Here is a 17,278-nt window from a genome sequence, read left to right as displayed (position 1 = left end):
TAGCTCAGCCCTTGAGCTTCTCGGCAATCCAGATCGTGTGCCGGGTGCCTTTGTTGCCGTGGGCGAAGACTTGCACTTCTTCGGCCTTGAAGCCGGCCTTTTTCAATTTGTCGGAAAACTGCCGGTCAGCGCTGGCCGACCATACCGCGAGCACGCCTTTGGGGCGCAGGGCCTTGGCACAGGCGCTCAGGCCGCCGGCCGAGTACAGCCAGCTGTTGGCTTTCTGGGTCAGGCCTTCGGGGCCGTTGTCGACGTCGAGCATGATCGCGTCGAAACCTTGTGGTTCGGCCTGCAGGACCTTGGCCACGTCTTCCATGCGGATCACCGTGCGCGGGTCGAGCAGCGGTCGTCCGGACTTCTCGCCCAGCGGCCCGCGGTTCCACTCGACCACCCCCGGCACCAGTTCGGCGACCACCACTTCAGCGGTCTTGCCCAGGTGCTTGAGCGCCGAAGCGAGGGTGAACCCCATGCCGAGGCCACCGATCAGCACCCGCGAATTCGGCCGGCCAGCGACCTTGCGACAAGGGATCTCGGCCAGCGCATCTTCGGAACCGTGCATGCGGGTGTTCATCAATTGTCCGCCGTCACCGCCCTGAATCTTGATGACGAAATCTTCGCCGTACTCGAACAGGCACAGGGCACCGCCGTTTTCGGGGATCGGGGTGGTGTCGAGCAGAACGAAACGTTTCATGGGGCTCTCTTTAAGGAGGGAAGCTGGCATCAGGGAGGAGAAACCGGCATTGAGAAGGGCAATCTTGCGCGGTTGGGAGTAGCCTTAAGGTAACAAGCAAGGGCAACGGAGCCATTGATGAAGCGCACCATTCTAACGGTCATTGTGTTGGCCGCGCTCTCGATAAGTGCAGCGCAGGCGCAAGAGTTGCAAACGGTCCCTGTTGCACCATCAGCGGCCCCCGGTTCACCCGGCACCGCAACCCCTACGCCATACCCGCAGATTACCCCGACCACTGTGCCCAAGGTCGGCAGTAGTAGCGGTGGTGAACCGTTGTTGCCACCGATCGAAATGCCCAACCCGCCCAAGGACCAGACCTTGCCGGGGCTTGAGCAGATCCAGCAAAAAAACAAATCCCCCGGCGGTTAAATCTGTTGCGAGAGCAATTGGCCGTCGGCCATGCGCAGGCGTTTGGACAGCGACACGGCAATGGCGCGGATGATTTTCGCAGCGATTTTCGGTGCGTCGTTGAGCATTTTTTCCAGCGAGTCCTTGCCCAGGTTGAGCAGTTGGCAATTGCTCGCCGCCACGCAACTGGCCGAACGCCGCTCGCCGTCGAGGACGGCCATTTCGCCGAATGCCCGTCCGCTGCGCAGCGTTGCGATCGTCACCGGCTTGCCGTCGCTATTGGTTTTTTGCACGGCCACTTGCCCCGAGTGAATGATGCACATGAAGCTGCCGGCATCACCTTCGTGGAAAATCTCCTGGCCCTCGGCAATGGTGCTGATGCTGAAGTAGCCGGCAGCCGCCGTGAAATCGGCCAGTTGCAGCTGATCGAACAGGCCACAGTCCATCAGCCAGTCGCGAATTTCTTTGTTCAACAGGGTCGGTTCTGACATGTCATCACAGTCTTTTTCTTGTGTGTTGCCGGTTCGGGCTTTGTGGGTAATTGCCAATCCCTTGTGGGAGCGAGCTTGCTCGCGATGAGGCCGTCACATTCAAGATTGATGTTGAATGAGGCACCGCCATCGCGAGCAAGCTCGCTCCCACATTTAAGACCTGTAGGCGTTACAGAGTTCCTCAGGCGATACCCAGTACCTTGAAAACAAATGCGTATTCGAGGGCTACGTCACGTAATCCCTGATAACGCCCGCTCATCCCGCCATGACCGGCACCCAGTTCGGTCTTGAGCAGCAACAGATTATTGTCGGATTTGGTCGCCCGCAACTTGGCCACCCACTTGGCCGCTTCCCAATACTGCACGCGGCTGTCGTTGTAGCCGGCGATCACCAGGGTTGCCGGATAAGCGTGAGCGCTGACGTTCTCGTACGGCGCGTACGCCTTGATCCGATCATAAACTGCCGGCTCTTCAGGATTGCCCCATTCGTCGTATTCGGTGACGGTCAGCGGCAAGTCCGGGTCGAGCATGGTGTTGAGCACGTCGACGAACGGCACCTCGGCAATCGCCGCCGTAAACAGTTCAGGCCGTTGGTTGAGCACCGCGCCGATCAGCAATCCGCCGGCACTGCCGCCGCTGATGGCCAGTTGTTTGGCGGTGGTGTGGCCGTTGGCGATCAAGTGTTCGGCGCAGGCGATGAAGTCGTTGAAGGTGTTCTGCTTGTGTTCCTGCTTGCCGGCGCGATACCAGGCTTCGCCCAGCTCACCGCCGCCGCGCACATGGGCGATGGCGAAGGCCATGCCACGATCGAGCAGGCTCAGGCGCGCATGGGAGAACCACGGGTCGAGGCTTTCTCCATAGGCGCCGTAGCCGTAGAGGTAAAGCGGCGTCGGCTTGCCGAGCATTTCACGTTTGACCACCAGGCTGATCGGCACCTGTGTGCCATCGGGCGCGGTCGCCCACAGGCGCTGACTGACGTAGGCATCGGCGTCGAAGGGGCCGAGCACCTGGGTTTCCTTGAGGACTTTCTGTTCGCCGCTGGCGAGGGTGAGCTGGCGAATCTGCGCCGGGCGATTCAACGCCTCGTAACGCAGACGGATCTTGTCGCTGGCAAACTCCAGGCTGTTTTGCACATGCAGGCTGTAGGCTGCGTCCGGCAGTTGCACGCGGTAAGCGGGCAGGCCTTGCGGGTGAACTTCGATGATCGGCAAACCGCCTTCGCGCAGGCTCAGGGTCATGGCCGAAGCATTCAGGCTCATGCCGTCAAGCATCACCGTGTCGCTGTGAGGGATCAGGTTCTGCCAGTCGCTTTCGGTTGGCGCAACCCCGGTATCGGCAGCCTGATACAGCGCAAAGTTGATGCCGTCGCGGTTGCTGCGAATCAGCCAGGTCCATTGGTCGTCGAGCTTGCCGTGGTCGACGTCGTACTCGTGATCTTCAACCCGTGGCGCCAGGCAGGTGAAGGCCTGTTGTGGCTGCGAAGCATCGAGTACCCAGACTTCGCTGGTGGTTTTGCTGCCCAGCGACAGCAGCAACTGGCGTTCGGAGCTTGAACGGTAGCAGTGCAGGAAAAACCGCCCGTCCGCTTCATGGAAGACTTCTTCGGCGGCGGTACCGTCGAGACGATAACGAAACAGCTTGTGCGGGCGATGGGTGTCATCCAGCTCGCCGAAAAACAGCGTCAGGCTGTCGTTGGCCCAGGTCATGCTGCCGTCGCAATTCTCGAACGCCAGTTCACTGACCTTGCCGTTGGACAGTTCCTTGACGAACAGCGTGTAAATCTCTTCACCGCTGGTATCGAGGCTGTAGGCCAGGCGCTGGTGGTCCGGGCTGATGCTGAAGGCGCCCAGCGAGAAAAAACCGCCATTGGCCAGCTCATTGGGGTCGAGCAGCAGCTGTTCCTGGCTTTCGTCGACCAGCAGGCTGTCGTCGGCCGGGCGCGGGCAGCGGTAATGCCGGGCATATTCGTCACCGGCGACGGTGCGGGTGTAATACAGGTAGGGCCCCCATGGGGAGGGCAGCGACAGGTCGGTTTCGAGAATCCGGCTTTTTATTTCGTTGAACAGGGTTTCTCGCAGCTCGGCCTGGTCGGCCAGTTGTGCTTCCTGATAGCTGTTTTCAGCCTTGAGGTAGTCGAGCACCTGTGCGCTGTCGCGCTCCTGCAGCCAGGCGTACGGGTCATCGCCGTCGGCCTTGTGGGCAATCGGGGCGCTGCAAACGTGGGCGGAAAGGGGCATGAAGGACTCTCGGGCGTAATGTAAAAATGGCTTCACGGACAGCGGGGCAGCCTGATCGGTGAAAAGCCGTTATCATAAGCGCCTCTTTGCCTGCCTTGCCATGGACACCATGACCGAGAACGACTATCTGATCGCTTGGGGCCTTTACGCCTTTGCCGCCTTGGGCTGCCTTTTGGTGTGGATGCGGCTGACCCGCTGGATGTGGCGCTGGTTGCGCGAGCCACTGCGTCTGCTGGTGGTTGTGCTGTTGTTCAGCCCGACCATTATCGACCCGGTGAAGGAAAAGTTCGCCCCGGCCATCGCCATTACTGCCCTGGACCTGCTGTTCAAGGTCGGTAACAACATCTGGCGCGCGATCTCCGACCTGGTCATGTACAGCATGATCGCCTTCGGCATTTACCTGATCTTCGCGTTGATCCGCTTTCCCATCGAGCGCGCCTCCAATGCTCGCAAGGAGCGGGAAGCCGCCGCGAAAGCCGCTGCCAAGGCTGCCGATCCGGATGATGACCAGCCCTTCGGCGGTGCTGGCGATGATCGTTATGGTCGCCCGCCGGTTCCGAGCAACCCCCAGCGTTCGCGAGTTGAACCCCGTCTTTGACGTTGCCCCGGCATTGAAGCGAGAGTCCAGGCATGTGTGAATTATTGGGCATGAGCGCCAATGTACCGACCGATATCGTGTTCAGTTTCACCGGGCTGATGCAGCGTGGCGGTCGAACCGGCCCGCATCGGGACGGTTGGGGCATCGGGTTTTATGAGGGCCGTGGCCTGCGTTTGTTTCAGGACCCGGCGGCGAGTTGTGAGTCCGAAGTCGCGCAGTTGGTACAGCGCTATCCGATCAAAAGCGAAGTGGTGATCGGGCATATCCGCCAGGCCAACGTCGGCAAGGTCTGCCTGTCCAACACTCACCCGTTCGTGCGTGAGTTGTGGGGCCGCAACTGGTGTTTCGCGCATAACGGCCAACTCGCCGACTTCCAGCCAACCGCCAGTTTTTACCGGCCGATTGGCGACACCGACAGCGAAGCGGCGTTCTGCGATGTGCTCAACCGCGTGCGTGAAGCCTTCCCGGAACCGGTTGAAGTTGAACAGTTGCTACCGAGCCTGGTGGCGGCGTGCGCCGAATACCGCAGCAAAGGTGTGTTCAACTGCCTGCTGAGCGACGGCGACTGGCTGTTCTGTTATTGCTCGAGCAAATTGGCGCACATCACCCGACGCGCACCGTTTGGTCCGGCACGCTTGAAGGATGCGGACGTCATTGTCGACTTCCAGGCCGAAACCACACCCAACGATGTGGTGACGGTCATTGCCACCGAACCCCTGACCGAAAACGAAACCTGGACCCGTTACGAACCGGGCCAATGGAGCCTGTGGCGACGCGGTGAATGCGTCAGCCAGGGCAAGACCGAATAAGGAACACCTTTCTATGTTGCTCAGTTATTTGCGGCTGGTGTTGTTTGCGATCGGCCTGTTGGTGGGTGTGCAGGTGCCAGGTTTCATCAACGATTACGCCAAGCGGGTCGAGGCGCACCTGATTGAAGCGCAGACCGGCTTGCGAGGGTTTCAAGGCACTGCCGAGCAGTTCTTCAAGGGCGATCTGCAAGCCCTGGTCGCTCATTACCGTGCCAGTGACGACCCGGTGTTTCGCAGCGATGCTGACAGCCTGAGCACCTTGCTCACTCGCCAGTTGGCGCTGGACAAGCAATTCCAGGCCATGCAAGGCCCGTGGTACATCCGCTTCTTGCAGGTGGTGTTGGCGGCCGACCCGGATATTCGCAAGGAAACCTGGAATGGCTACAGCTACCAGCTGTTGCTGACGCCTGAAGCCATGGGCTGGGGGCTGAGCGGGGCGATGTTGCTGTCGTTCGGTCTGGAATGCCTGTTCCGCCTGATCGACTGGGTGGTGTTGGGCGGCAAGCGCCTGCGCCAGAGCCGGCCGATCGAAGAGCGCGATTTGCGCGGTTTGTAACGCCATCGAAAAAGTGCAGGAGCCGGCACGCCGGCTCCTGTTTTATTTACCAATCGATCGAGTAGCTCATGCTCAACGTACGGCCTTCGGCGTTGGCGTACGGCGCTTTGGCGTTGGCCTGGGCGAACAGGTTGACGTACGTACGGTCGGTCAGGTTGTACACCCCGCCTTCAAGACGCCCGACCGGCAATTGCACGGAACCGAGCAAGTCCACCAGCGTATAGCCCTTGATGTCGCGCCCGTTGTTGTCCTTGGCGGCGGCGTCGTAACTGGCCAGGCGCATGCCTTGCAAGCGCAGGGTGTAGTCATCTTCGGTGTAGCCGACGAACAGCGTGGTCTTGGCCGGTGAGATGCGGGTCGCCGGCAGGTCGATCCATTTGCCGTTCTGCTCGGTCTCGCCCTTGGCCCACGCATAAGTGCCCCCCACCGACCAGTGATCGGTCGCGCGGTAGGTCAGGCTGTTTTCGATGCCGCGTACCCGTTCCTTCTGGTTGATCAGGCGCAGGACGCGATCATTGGCATCGTAGAACTGGGTCACGTCCGAGGTGTTTTCATACACGGTGACATCGGCCTGCCACTGGTCCCAGTTGCCGCGCCAACCCAACTCGTAGCTGTCGACCTTGATGGCCTGAGCGTTGAGGCTCTGGATGTCGAAGGTACTGTTCACGTCACGCAAGAAGCGCTGGATATCCGGCAGCGAAAAACCCTGGCTGTAATTGGCGAAGATGTCCTGATTTTCACTCAGGTGATAGACCGCGCCCAGGTTATAGAGCGTGGCGTCATATTTGAGGGTATCGCCGGGCAGGGTGGCGCGGACGCCGGTCTGGACGATCTGACCGTAGGCGATGCTGTCGGCGACTTCACTTTCGATCCACTCGCGGCGCACCCCGCCACGCAAGGTCCAGTCGCCAACGTCCCAGGACATTTGCCCGAACAGCGCCTTGGTGGTGGTTTCGAGATCCGGCCCCATCTCGAAGGTGGTGCCGGTCTTGGTGTAGGTCAGCCCTTTGAGGGTGTACTGGTCGCCACGCTGGCGCGAGCGCTCGTGATCGTAGTCGGCGCCCCAGACCAGATTGCCCGTAGCGCTGCCGATGGCCGGCAATGGCGTGTCGATGGCCGCGCGCAAGCCGTAGACATCCTGCACGCTGTTGTTGTCGGCGATCCCGGCCTTGCCCCGCGACAGGTCCGGGAAGAACAGCGCGTCGGCCCGGCGCCAGTAGCTTTCCAGCTGCAGGCCCTGACCGTAGAAGTCCTTGTCGGTGTAGTTGAGGTTGACCGCCTGGTTATGGGTGTAGGGCTGGTCGTCGAGTTTCAGCCCTTTGACCGCTACGGCTTGCTGCAGGTTTTTCGGGTCTTTGGTGAAGTCAGTGTCCTGCTGGTCCTTGTAGTCCTGCAGCGACAGGCTGAGTTTTTTGTCGGCATCCAGTTCGTAACCGAAACGACCTTGCAGGTCATAGGTTTCGGTGTCCATGTTGCTGCCCTGAGAGGTGTCCTGAGGGATGCGCTTGCCGTTGCCATCGAACTGATCGTTGCGCTGGGTCAGGTCGGCGGACACGTACCAGTCCAGCGCGTCCTTGCGCCCGGTCGCACTCTGGAAAGCTTCGTAGGCGAAGCCTTTGCTGTTGAGGTTGTTGCCGCTGGTCAGGCCCAGTTTGCTGCTGTAGGCAATGTCCTGGCCCTGGTTGCGCTTGGTGATGATGTTGATGATGCCGCCCGAAGCGCCGGCACCGTAGATGCTGCTGGCGCCGGAAATCACTTCGATGCGCTCGATGCTGGCCGGCGCGATGCTGTTGAGCTGGCGAAAGTTGTCGCGTGTTGCGTTCTGCGATACGCCGTCGATCAACACCAGCATGTTGCGCCCGCGCAGGGTCTGGCCGAAGTTGCTCATCCCGCCGCTGGACGGCGCAAGGCCGGGCACCAATTGTCCAAGAATGTCGGAGACCCGGCGACCCGCGCCGCTTTGCTCGCGGACTTGCTGTTCGTCGATGACCTGGACCGAGCCTGGAATCGAGGCGATGCTTGCTTCGCTGCGAGTCGCCGAGACGACGGTGGCTTGCATGTTCAGGGTGCCGGGTTGCTGCTCGGTCTCCTCGGCCCAGGTTTGGGCGCTGAAGGAGCCGAGCAGCGGAATCAACAGAGAAAGTTTGGTTCGGGTCATGACGTGGTCTTTTTTTAGTTTTGATAAGTGTGGGTAGATAAAGGTGTTGGGCCGGGTGTGGAGGTGAATGACCGCACCCAGCGAATCCCGATGGCGGCCAGCGCGTAAGTCAGCGCCACCAGCCAGAAGCTGTGCGTGAGCCCGACCAGCCCCATGCCGATCCCGCCGAGCACGGCACCGAGCAAGGCGCCAGCCTTGGCCGCGCTGTTGCCGAGGCCGAGGGCAAAACCCTGTTGGCTTGAAGCAACGGTGTTGGCGATCAGTGCATAGGCGACCGGAAGCAGGGCGCCTTGCCAGACACCCCAGACCAGCCGACTGACGAGAAACCCCAGCCATTCGTTGGCCATTGCCGTGGCCGCCAGCGTCAGGGCGCACAGCCAGGCGACGCCTTCGATGACGCGCAAGGTGTAGGCCGGTTGCCAGCGGTCGAACAGGCGTCCCCACAGCGGGGCGGAAATGGCCAGGGTCGCGGCGCTCGCCGCATAAGTGGCGCCGATCAGCCAGCTCGGTGCGTGCAGAATCTCGGCGACGTACAGCGCGTAGAACGGCTGCGGCATCATCTTCGCGGCCTGAATCAACACGATCACCAGCAGGATTCCACCGAGCCAGCCTTTGGGCAGGGCCACCGGCGCAAGCGGTTTTTTCGTTGAGGCCCGGGCCTTGTCGGCCGGCAGGAAAAAACTCCCCAATGCACACAGCAGGCAAATCGCCGTCGCGCCATAACAGAGCAGGGCGAATCCCGAGATGTCCATCAACCAGCCGCCCAGCACCGGGCCGATCAGCGAGCCGACCGCGGTCGCCGATTGCAGGCGGGCCAGGGTGTGACCGCGCCGGGAACTGTCGCAGCAGGCCAGGGCATAGGCTTGCGCGGCGGCGAGAAACCCGGCCAATGCGCCTTGCATTACGCGAATGCCCACCAGCAGCCACGGGTCGACGGTGATGGCCGCCAACCCTTGGCACAACGCCAATGCCAGCAACGCCCGAACGATCATCGGCTTGTGTCCGGTGCGATCACCCAACCGACCCCACACGGGAGTCAGCAGCATGGCGGCGAGCATGGGACCTGCATAGACCAGCGCCGATAACAGCGCGGTGTAGCCGGCGCCCTCTGGCCCGAGCAGATGGCGGATCTGCAAGGGCCAGAACGGGCCGCTCATTTCCATGGCACCCATGGAGACAAACTGGATGACGATCAGCAGTCGCAATGCGCGACTGTCAGCGAGCATGGGCGCTGGATCGCAGTGGGTTGCTCAGGCGTCCGACGATGTCGGCGTGGCTGTCGTGCAAGCGCATGCGCATGAACGATTTGGCCGGCCAGTCCTGTTCCAGCAAGGCCGCGCGCTCGCTGTCCCAGCGTGCCGGTTCGACACGTTCGCGCAAGGCGTCGAAGCACTGTGCAACGTGCGCTGCCAATCGCTCCCACAGGAGGTTTTCCGATACGTTCCAGTGACGGGCACAGAGCAACGTCAGCTCGCCAAGGTGGCACATGAACGTGGTGTGCAGGAGTTTGTCGCGGACAAAACCGGGCTCGTCGTACAGGGTCATTTTCGGATCGTGCAACTGGATATCCAGACCCTTGGCATGCAGGGTCTTGCGATCGATGCGGATGTCGCCGAAGTCACGCAGTAACAGTCGATTCAACTGCCCGTCAGCGCCCATCACCATGAAGCTGTTTTGCTGGTGCGCTTCGAACGCCACGCCATACATCAGGTAAATGCCCAGCAGGCCCGGTATGGCAATCGACAGGTAGTCCTCGAAGAACGCCAGCATGGCCTCGCTGTCGTCACGGCCCTGGGCCAGGCGTACCCAATCGCGCAGCAACGGCTGCTCGAATTCATTGACGGCGAACAGGCTACCGACCGGTATTGCCAACTCGCCTTCTTGCAACAGGGTCAGCGGGTTGTCGCGGTAGAGCACGGCGGCATGCCGGGACAGTTCGTCATTGGCCGGTTGTGGCGCGTAATGCACGCCGATGCGCTCCGGCACGATGTTCAGCAGACGCTGAATCTGCGGCTCATGATCGAGAATATCCAGCAACAGCTGACTGATGCGCGGCCCCATTCGGGCCGAGCGCGGCGACACGGTGCGCTGCACGCTGGTCAGCCGTAAGGCCACCGGCAATTTGACCATCGGCGCAACGCGACTGGCCTCCGGTACGACCGTGCGGAACGACATGGTCGGATGGCCAGTGAAGGCCACGATGTCGGTGACGATCAGCAGGTTGTCGGCGATTTCGTTGGCGAACGATTTTGGCAGCTCTTCTTCGGCTTGCCAGGGGTGCGACGGGAGCGGGAGGTAGTCCGTTACTTCCAGGCCCAGTTGCTGCAAATGGCGCTGCAACTGTTCGGCGGCCTGTGGGAAGTGACCCTGCCACCACGCCCAGTAATCGGCGCTGCCGGCCAGCGTTTCGACGTGGGCGTACTGGCGGTGCAGGGCGCACAACACGATCGGGAAACTCGCTTCGAACTCCGGCGAGAAAGCGATGACCTGAGTGGCGCTCAACCCCAGTTTGGTCTTGTAGTTGGGGTGCCACGGATGGCCGAGCGTGCCCCACTGTTCGAGTAGCGATGTCGGGTTCTGGTGGCCGGGGCTGGCTTTGAGCCAGGCGAGCAGGTTGTCGTCGTGTTCGGTGCCGATCTGTTCTCTCAGGCGTTCGGTCCATCCATGGTGGAACGCCAGGCACAGGGTGTCGTTGCTGTAGCTGTCATCCAGCTCGCGGGCCAGACGTTCCAGGACCTGCGGGGCGGCAGGCGGGTTGAGCAGAGTGCCGAGATGGGCGAGCAGTTCGCTGGGCAACTGGATTTTGTGAGGCAGTGCATCGGGGGTGTGCAGGACGATGCTGCCGCGCACGTCCCAACTGTTCATCCTGCCGCCGGACAGGTGGTCGAAGCACAGGTGTGCACCGTCGCCAAGCGGCAGCCAGCAGCGGCTGTTGTCGTCGTATTCGCAAGTGTCAGGGGTGATCAGACCTTCACGAAACAGCGCCTGGATCAGGCGTTGGAAGCAGCGCTGGGCGGCGGGCTCCAGCGCATTGCTCAAATGATCGAGGGTGATGCGGTGGGACTGGAAAGCCTGGGTGCCGAGGGCTTCGCTCCAGTGTGCGAGCAGTTGCTGCTGTTGTTGCGTGTAGGCGCGCATCAGGTCCGACTCCTTCTGGACAGTTGTTTAGCTGAATGCGCGCTGAGAATACCGTCTAAAAATAATAATGCAAATGATAGTAATTCCTACTTGTGGTGTGGGAAAGCTCCTATTCAGAGGTCGTTCTAGTCTTTGCTCAAGACGATGTAGTGCTCGCCGACCTTCTGCGCATAGCTCTCCACCACGTGCTGACACAACGCCACGATCTCCTCGACCCATTCCGCGCCGACCCGCCATGACACCACCACTTGCAGGTTGGGCGGGCGTTGGTCGATGGCCAGCAAGGTCAATTCGCCCCGGGCCAGTTCTTCACTGACCAGCACTGGCGGCAAGGCACCAATGCCGAAACCGTCACGCAGCAAACGGGTAATCGCCGACACCGAGTTCACGCAATTGAGCTTTGGCGCGAGTACGCCATTGGCCTGCATCAGGCAGAGCACGTCCTGATGCGGGTGGGAGTTTTTCGAGTAGGTGATGATCCGTTCACGGGCCAGATCGGCGACGCTCGCATAGTCGCGGTTGTAGATCGAGTTACTGGCGACGATCCAGCCCATCGGGTGGCTGGCCAGTTCCAGGCTGCGCACGCTTTCCTGGCGCAGCAGGTCGGTTTGCAGAATCAGGTCGAGAAAGCCTTTTTGCAGCTGATCGCAGAGATTCAGCGAGGTATCGGCGACCAACTCGATTTCTACCAGCGGATAGTGATCGGTCATCTGCGCCACCAACGGGCTGAGCCAAGTGTGAATGACCGTGTCCATCACGCCGATGCGAACCCGTCCGACCTTGCTTGAGCGGGTTTCCAGCGACTGCTTCAGCGCTTGCATGGTGTCGATCATGTGCTCGGCGTAATCGAGCACCTTCACGCCTTCGGGCGTCAGCTTCACGCCGCGTGAATCACGCAAGAACAGCTTCACCCCAAGCTCGCTTTCAAGCACCGCGATGCGGCTGGAAATCGATGCCTGGGTGGTGAAGAGCTTGTCGGCGGTCAGGCGAAAACTTTTCAGCCGGGCGACCCAAACGAAGGTCTCGAGAAATTTGAGGTTCATGCGATCAACTTTTTCTTATGCCTTGGCAGGGTTTTTATTAGTTGGACGGGCAGGGCACGGTCGTCGAAAAATGCGCCAAACCCACGATAGGCGTCGTCGGTGTTCAGAACAATACCAATAAAATTTAGCTGGAGATTTGCCATGAGTGCGCCCGACACGCTCGATGTCGCCAAACCCAAGAACGAGAGCCGCCCCGGCCCCTTCGACTGGTATCGCAACATCAATCAGCAGGAACGCCGAACCTTCTGGAGCTGCAAGATCGGCTATGGCCTGGACGGCATGGACACCCAAATGCTGAGCTTTGTGGTGCCGACACTGATCGCCATGTGGGGCATCACCACCGGCCAGGCCGGGCTGATTCACACCAGCACGCTGATCGCTTCGGCGATTGGCGGTTGGGTCGCCGGGATTCTCTCTGACCGCATCGGTCGCGTGCGCACCTTGCAACTGACAGTGCTGTGGTTTGCCTTCTTCACCTTCCTCTGCGGGTTCGCGCAAAACTACGAACAACTGTTGATCGCCAGAACCTTGATGGGCTTCGGTTTCGGTGGTGAATGGACTGCCGGCGCAGTACTGATGGGCGAGGTCATCCGCGCCAAGGACCGCGGCAAGGCGGTGGGCATGGTGCAATCCGGCTGGGCTCTGGGCTGGGGCCTGACGGCGATTCTCTATGCGCTGCTGTTCTCGGTTCTGCCGCCGGAGGATGCCTGGCGTGCACTGTTCATCCTCGGCATCGTGCCGGCAATTTTCGTGATCTTCGTCCGCCGACTGGTCAAGGACCCGGAAATCTACCGCCAGGCCAAGGCCCGGCAGGAACCGAGCAACCCGTCGAAGTTCTACGAGATCTTCGCCCCCGGCATGCTCAGCACCACGTTTCGCGCATCTCTGCTGACCACCGGTGCCCTGGGCGGTTACTACGCAATCACTTCCTGGCTGCCGACCTTCCTGAAAAACGAGCGCGGACTGAGCGTGCTCGGCACCGGCGGATATCTGGCGATGGTGATACTCGGGTCTTACGCCGGCTATGTGATCAGCGCCTATCTGACCGACATCCTGGGTCGCAAGAAGAACTTCATTCTGTTCGCGGTCGGTTCGTTCACCATTGTGCTGCTCTACACCCAACTGCCAGTCAGCAATGGCGTGATGCTCTGGCTGGGCTTCCCGCTGGGGTTCTTCGCCTCGGGGATTTTCAGTGGCATGGGCGCGTTTCTCACCGAGCTGTTTCCAACGCGGATTCGCGGTTCGGGCCAGGGCTTTTGCTACAACGTTGGCCGGGCACTGGCGGCACTGTTTCCGCTGCTGATCGGTTTGCTCAGCCAGAAAGTACCGCTGAGCGTCGGGATCGGTGCGTTTGCGGCGGTGTCTTACGGTGTAGTGATCCTGGCGGCGTTGAGCCTGCCGGAAACCCGTGGCAAGCAACTCGAAGCGCAGTAACTGATAATCTGAGGGACAGCTCGAAAGTCCCCGGTTAAAACGATAAAAACCTCAGGAGTACTCACCGTGAGCCGCCTGCTATTGAACTGCGATATCGGCGAAAGCTTTGGTCACTGGACCATGGGGCTGGATGCCGAAGTGATGCCGTACATCGATTGCGCCAACATTGCCTGCGGGTTCCATGCCGGTGACCCGAGCATCATGCGCAAGACCGTCAGCCTGGCGCTGAGCCATGGCGTGCAGATCGGCGCGCATCCGGCCTATCAGGATCTGGTGGGGTTTGGCCGCCGTTCCATGGCCTACACCGCGCAGGAGCTTCAGGATCTGCTGCACTACCAGATCGGCGCGCTGGACGGCATTTGCCGGGCGCAGGGAACTCGCGTGAGTTACGTCAAACCCCACGGTGCGATGTACAACGACATGATGGCCAACCCGGCGCAACTGCGGGCGGTGATTCAGGCTGTCGCGGCGTATGACTCCCAATTGCCGTTGATGCTGATGGCGACCCGTGACAACCACGCGGCCCAACTGATGGGCGACGAGTACGGTGTGACGCTGTGGTTCGAAGCGTTCGCCGACCGTGCCTATGACAGCGCCGGGCATCTGGTTTCGCGGCAGTTGCCGGGTGCGGTGCATCACGACCCCGAGACAATCATTCAACAGGCGCTGACCATCGCTCGCGGTGACAACCTTGTCGCCAGCGACGGCAGCGCCTTGCATTTGCAGGCCAACACCCTGTGCGTACACGGCGACAACGCCAGCTCGGTGGCGGCTGTGCAGCGGATCCGTGAAGCGTTGAATCAGCAGAGCGCGTCATGAAGCCACGGGTTGAAGTGGTGGCCATTGATTGCCTGATGGTGCGGTTGTTCGATGAAATCGCCGAAGCCAACATGCCGTGGATGCTCGCCGCCAGCGAGCGATTGCGTGCAGGGTTCGCCGGGCATTTGATCGATCTGGTGCCGTCTTATACGACCCTGATGGTGCATTACGACCTGCTCGCCTTGAGCCCGGTTCAGGCGCGGGAGCTGATCGCTGAAGCCTTGACCGATCTGACCCCCAACGCCCGGGCCAGTGGTCAATGCCATGTGTTGCCGGTCTGGTATGACCTCAGTGTCGGACCTGAGCTGAGCCTGCTTTCGCAGCGCAGCGGGTTGGCGGTGGAGGAGGTGATTCGTCGCCACAGCGAGCGTGAGTATCAAGTGTTCGCGCTGGGTTTTGCGCCGGGGTTTGCTTTTATGGGACTGGTTGAAGAAGTGCTGGCCGCGCCTCGTTTGAATACCCCGCGCAAGCGCGTGGCGGCCGGTAGCGTGGGAATTGCCGAGCGGCAGACCGCGGCGTATCCGGTGGTATCACCGGGCGGCTGGAACCTGATCGGTCGCACCCCGGCCAAACTGTTTGACCGCGAGCGTGAGGGCTACAGCCTGATGCAACCGGGCGATACGGTACGTTTTGCAGCGGTCAGTCATGCCGAGTTCGTCAATCTGGGCGGCGACGATACGCCGTTGGAGGTGCTGGCATGAGCCGTCTGACGATCGAAGCCAGCACGCCGCTGTGCTTGCTGCAGGATGCCGGCCGGTTCGGTGTGCGGCATCTGGGCGTGACCCAGGGCGGTGCGGCGGATTGGCTGTCGATGTCCTGGGCCAACTGGCTGCTGGGCAATTCGCTGGAGGCTGCGGTGATTGAAGTCACCCTCGGCGGTTTGACCCTGGAGGCGCGAGACGATTGCTGTCTGGCGCTGGCAGGGGCGGACCTCGGTGCGCTGCTCGACGGTCAGCCGCTGGCGCCGTGGCGCAGTTTTCAGCTGAATAAAGGCCAGCGTTTGCAATTTACCCAACCGGTGCACGGTGCCCGCGCCTATCTGGCGGCGCCTGGCGGTTTCAACGCGCCCAAGGTGTTGGGCAGTTGTGCGACGGTGGTGCGCGAAGAGCTCGGTGGTCTCGATGGTTTTGGCCGGCCTTTGGCACGCGGTGCCGAGTTGATTTATTCCGGGCCGGCGCAGGCTCTGCAGGAAGTTCCGCGCGAGCGGCGACCGGACTTCACGCAAAGTCAGCCGTTGGATCTGGTGCTCGGAGCACAGCATGGCGAGTTCAGCGGACAAAGCCTGTTTGACGCCTTCAACCGTGTCTGGACGCTCGACAGTCGTGCTGATCGCATGGGCATTCGCTTGCTGGGGACGGCGTTGCAGTATCAAGGCAAGCCGATGATCTCCGAAGGTATTCCGTTGGGCGCAGTTCAGGTACCACCGGACGGGCAGCCGATCGTGCTGCTCAATGATCGGCAGACCATTGGCGGTTATCCACGGTTAGGCGCGTTGACGCCGTTGGCGTTGGCGCGGCTGGCGCAATGTTTGCCAGGGCAGCAGGTCCGGTTGGCACCGGTGGTGCAGGAAACCGCGCATCGGCAGCAGGTCGAGTATTTGCGCAGGTTTGTGAGCCGCTAAAAGCATCGCGAGCAAGCTCGCTCCCACACTGGATTTCTGTTGCACACAAAATCAAATGTGGGAGCGAGCTTGCTCGCGATAGGGCCCTGACAGGCAGCGAAGATTATTTGGAAAGAAACCGCATCCCTTCTTCCAGCCCGCGCAAGGTCAGCGGGAACATCTGGTCTTCGATCAGATCGCGCACGATCTTGGTCGAGGAGGTGTAGCCCCAGGTGTCTTTCGGGTACGGATTGATCCAGATGAGCTTCTTGTACTTCTCCATGAAGCGCTGCATCCACACGTAACCGGCTTCTTCGTTCCAGTGTTCGACGCTGCCGCCGGCCTGGGTGATTTCATAAGGTGCCATGGCGGCGTCGCCGACGAAGATCACTTTGTAGTCGGCGCCGTACTTGTGCAGCAGGTCCATGGTCGCCGTGCGTTCCGAGCCACGGCGCATGTTGTTCTTCCACACCGATTCATAAATGAAGTTGTGGAAGTAGAAGTACTCCAGGTGCTTGAACTCGGTCTTGCAGGCCGAGAACAGCTCTTCGCAGATCTTCACATGGGCGTCCATCGAGCCGCCGATGTCGAACAGCAGCAACAGCTTGATGTTGTTGCGGCGTTCCGGGCGCATCTGAATATTCAGCAGCCCTGCGTCACGGGCGGTGTGGTCGATGGTGCCGTCGATGTCCAGCTCATCCGCCGCACCTTGGCGGGCGAATTTACGCAGCCGCCGCAGGGCCACCTTGATGTTGCGCGTGCCCAGCTCGACCTGATCGTCGAGGTTCTTGTATTCGCGCTGGTCCCAGACCTTGACCGCTTTGCCCTGGCGTTTACCGGCATCGCCGACCCGGATGCCTTCCGGGTTGAAACCGCCGGAGCCGAACGGGCTGGTGCCACCGGTACCGATCCACTTGTTGCCGCCGGCATGGCGCTCTTTCTGTTCTTCGAGACGCTTCTTGAATTCTTCGATCAGCTTGTCGAGGCCGCCGAGGGACTGGATCTGCGCTCGTTCTTCATCGGTCAGCGAGCGTTCGAATTCCTTGCGCAACCAGTCTTCGGGAATCAGCGCCTGAAGGTGATCGTCGAGTTTTTCCAGACCATTGAAGTAGGCCCCGAACGCCCGATCGAACTTGTCGAAATGCCGTTCGTCCTTCACCAGAATCGCCCGCGACAAGTAATAAAACTCGTCCATGTCGGCGAAGGTCACGCGCTGTTTCAGCGCGTTGATCAGGTCCAGCAGCTCACGCACCGAGACCGGCACCTTGGCTGCACGCATTTCATTGAACAGGTTGAGCAGCATGGCTTTCGCCCTTGA

Annotated in this window: 16 protein-coding genes; 8 read left to right on the top strand and 8 right to left on the bottom strand. The window is 60.9% G+C overall.

Features of this window, described 5'->3' with window-relative positions; genetic code table 11:
* Window positions 1-4: 4 nt before the first annotated feature.
* Window positions 5-691 (bottom strand): spermidine synthase, encoded by a 687-nt coding sequence (locus AC1DIG_RS26280; RefSeq protein ID WP_019692491.1) that lies wholly within the window; start codon window positions 689-691, stop codon window positions 5-7.
* A gap of 117 nt (window positions 692-808) precedes the next feature.
* Between AC1DIG_RS26280 and AC1DIG_RS26275 the strand changes: the two genes are divergently transcribed.
* Window positions 809-1,099, top strand: a complete 291-nt coding sequence (locus AC1DIG_RS26275; protein WP_477769649.1) for a hypothetical protein — start codon at window positions 809-811, stop codon at window positions 1,097-1,099.
* On the opposite strand, the gene AC1DIG_RS26270 is transcribed toward AC1DIG_RS26275, so the two are convergent.
* The gene (locus AC1DIG_RS26270) at window positions 1,096-1,569 is read right to left on the bottom strand and encodes a cyclic nucleotide-binding domain-containing protein (protein WP_054598263.1); all 474 of its coding nucleotides are present in this window, start codon (window positions 1,567-1,569) and stop codon (window positions 1,096-1,098) included. The two genes, AC1DIG_RS26275 and AC1DIG_RS26270, sit on opposite strands and share 4 nt — an antisense overlap.
* Before the next feature lie 181 nt (window positions 1,570-1,750).
* Window positions 1,751-3,805, bottom strand: a complete 2,055-nt coding sequence (locus AC1DIG_RS26265) for a S9 family peptidase (protein WP_477769648.1) — start codon at window positions 3,803-3,805, stop codon at window positions 1,751-1,753.
* A gap of 100 nt (window positions 3,806-3,905) precedes the next feature.
* On the opposite strand from AC1DIG_RS26265, the gene AC1DIG_RS26260 reads away from it, so the two are divergent.
* The 3 genes from AC1DIG_RS26260 to AC1DIG_RS26250 are packed head-to-tail and all read left to right on the top strand — an operon-like array spanning window position 3,906 to window position 5,768.
* Complete coding sequence (locus AC1DIG_RS26260) at window positions 3,906-4,403, top strand: MFS transporter (RefSeq protein ID WP_477769647.1); 498 nt, start codon at window positions 3,906-3,908, stop codon at window positions 4,401-4,403.
* Window positions 4,404-4,435: 32 nt separating this feature from the next.
* Window positions 4,436-5,212 carry a class II glutamine amidotransferase gene (locus AC1DIG_RS26255; protein WP_427540559.1) on the top strand — a complete coding sequence of 259 codons (777 nt, stop codon included), beginning with the start codon at window positions 4,436-4,438 and terminating at the stop codon, window positions 5,210-5,212.
* 13 nt (window positions 5,213-5,225) lie between these two features.
* On the top strand, window positions 5,226-5,768 hold the full coding sequence (locus AC1DIG_RS26250) for a DUF2937 family protein (protein WP_054596163.1): 543 nt from the start codon (window positions 5,226-5,228) through the stop codon (window positions 5,766-5,768).
* Between the two features lie 46 nt (window positions 5,769-5,814).
* Here the strand turns inward: AC1DIG_RS26250 and AC1DIG_RS26245 are convergent, their stop codons facing one another.
* The 4 genes from AC1DIG_RS26245 to AC1DIG_RS26230 all read right to left on the bottom strand — a co-directional run bounded on the left by AC1DIG_RS26245 (window position 5,815) and on the right by AC1DIG_RS26230 (window position 12,107).
* Complete coding sequence (locus AC1DIG_RS26245) at window positions 5,815-7,926, bottom strand: TonB-dependent receptor (RefSeq protein WP_477769646.1); 2,112 nt, start codon at window positions 7,924-7,926, stop codon at window positions 5,815-5,817.
* A gap of 14 nt (window positions 7,927-7,940) precedes the next feature.
* A complete protein-coding gene (locus AC1DIG_RS26240) occupies window positions 7,941-9,152 on the bottom strand; it encodes an MFS transporter (protein ID WP_477769645.1) in 1,212 nt (403 codons plus the stop codon).
* Window positions 9,142-11,064 carry an IucA/IucC family protein gene (locus tag AC1DIG_RS26235; protein ID WP_477769644.1) on the bottom strand — a complete coding sequence of 641 codons (1,923 nt, stop codon included), beginning with the start codon at window positions 11,062-11,064 and terminating at the stop codon, window positions 9,142-9,144. The genes AC1DIG_RS26240 and AC1DIG_RS26235 overlap by 11 nt, the downstream gene beginning before the upstream one ends.
* A 125-nt stretch (window positions 11,065-11,189) precedes the next feature.
* Window positions 11,190-12,107 (bottom strand): LysR family transcriptional regulator, encoded by a 918-nt coding sequence (locus tag AC1DIG_RS26230; RefSeq protein WP_477769643.1) that lies wholly within the window; start codon window positions 12,105-12,107, stop codon window positions 11,190-11,192.
* Between the two features lie 141 nt (window positions 12,108-12,248).
* On the opposite strand from AC1DIG_RS26230, the gene AC1DIG_RS26225 reads away from it, so the two are divergent.
* The 4 genes from AC1DIG_RS26225 (at window position 12,249) to AC1DIG_RS26210 (ending at window position 15,981) form a co-directional block, all read left to right on the top strand.
* A complete protein-coding gene (locus AC1DIG_RS26225; protein ID WP_477769642.1) occupies window positions 12,249-13,541 on the top strand; it encodes an MFS transporter in 1,293 nt (430 codons plus the stop codon).
* Window positions 13,542-13,607: 66 nt separating this feature from the next.
* Window positions 13,608-14,360 (top strand): 5-oxoprolinase subunit PxpA, encoded by a 753-nt coding sequence (locus tag AC1DIG_RS26220; protein ID WP_477769641.1) that lies wholly within the window; start codon window positions 13,608-13,610, stop codon window positions 14,358-14,360.
* Window positions 14,357-15,061 (top strand): 5-oxoprolinase subunit B family protein, encoded by a 705-nt coding sequence (locus tag AC1DIG_RS26215; RefSeq protein ID WP_477769640.1) that lies wholly within the window; start codon window positions 14,357-14,359, stop codon window positions 15,059-15,061. The genes AC1DIG_RS26220 and AC1DIG_RS26215 overlap by 4 nt, the downstream gene beginning before the upstream one ends.
* On the top strand, window positions 15,058-15,981 hold the full coding sequence (locus AC1DIG_RS26210) for a 5-oxoprolinase subunit C family protein (protein WP_477769639.1): 924 nt from the start codon (window positions 15,058-15,060) through the stop codon (window positions 15,979-15,981). The genes AC1DIG_RS26215 and AC1DIG_RS26210 overlap by 4 nt, the downstream gene beginning before the upstream one ends.
* A 103-nt stretch (window positions 15,982-16,084) precedes the next feature.
* Here the strand turns inward: AC1DIG_RS26210 and AC1DIG_RS26205 are convergent, their stop codons facing one another.
* Window positions 16,085-17,263, bottom strand: coding sequence for a vWA domain-containing protein (locus AC1DIG_RS26205; RefSeq protein ID WP_145014963.1), 1,179 nt, complete (start codon window positions 17,261-17,263; stop codon window positions 16,085-16,087).
* Window positions 17,264-17,278 lie beyond the last annotated feature (15 nt).

This window comes from Pseudomonas sp. 05N431, from assembly GCF_056397005.1.
This window is presented reverse-complemented; position numbering and strand designations above follow the sequence as displayed.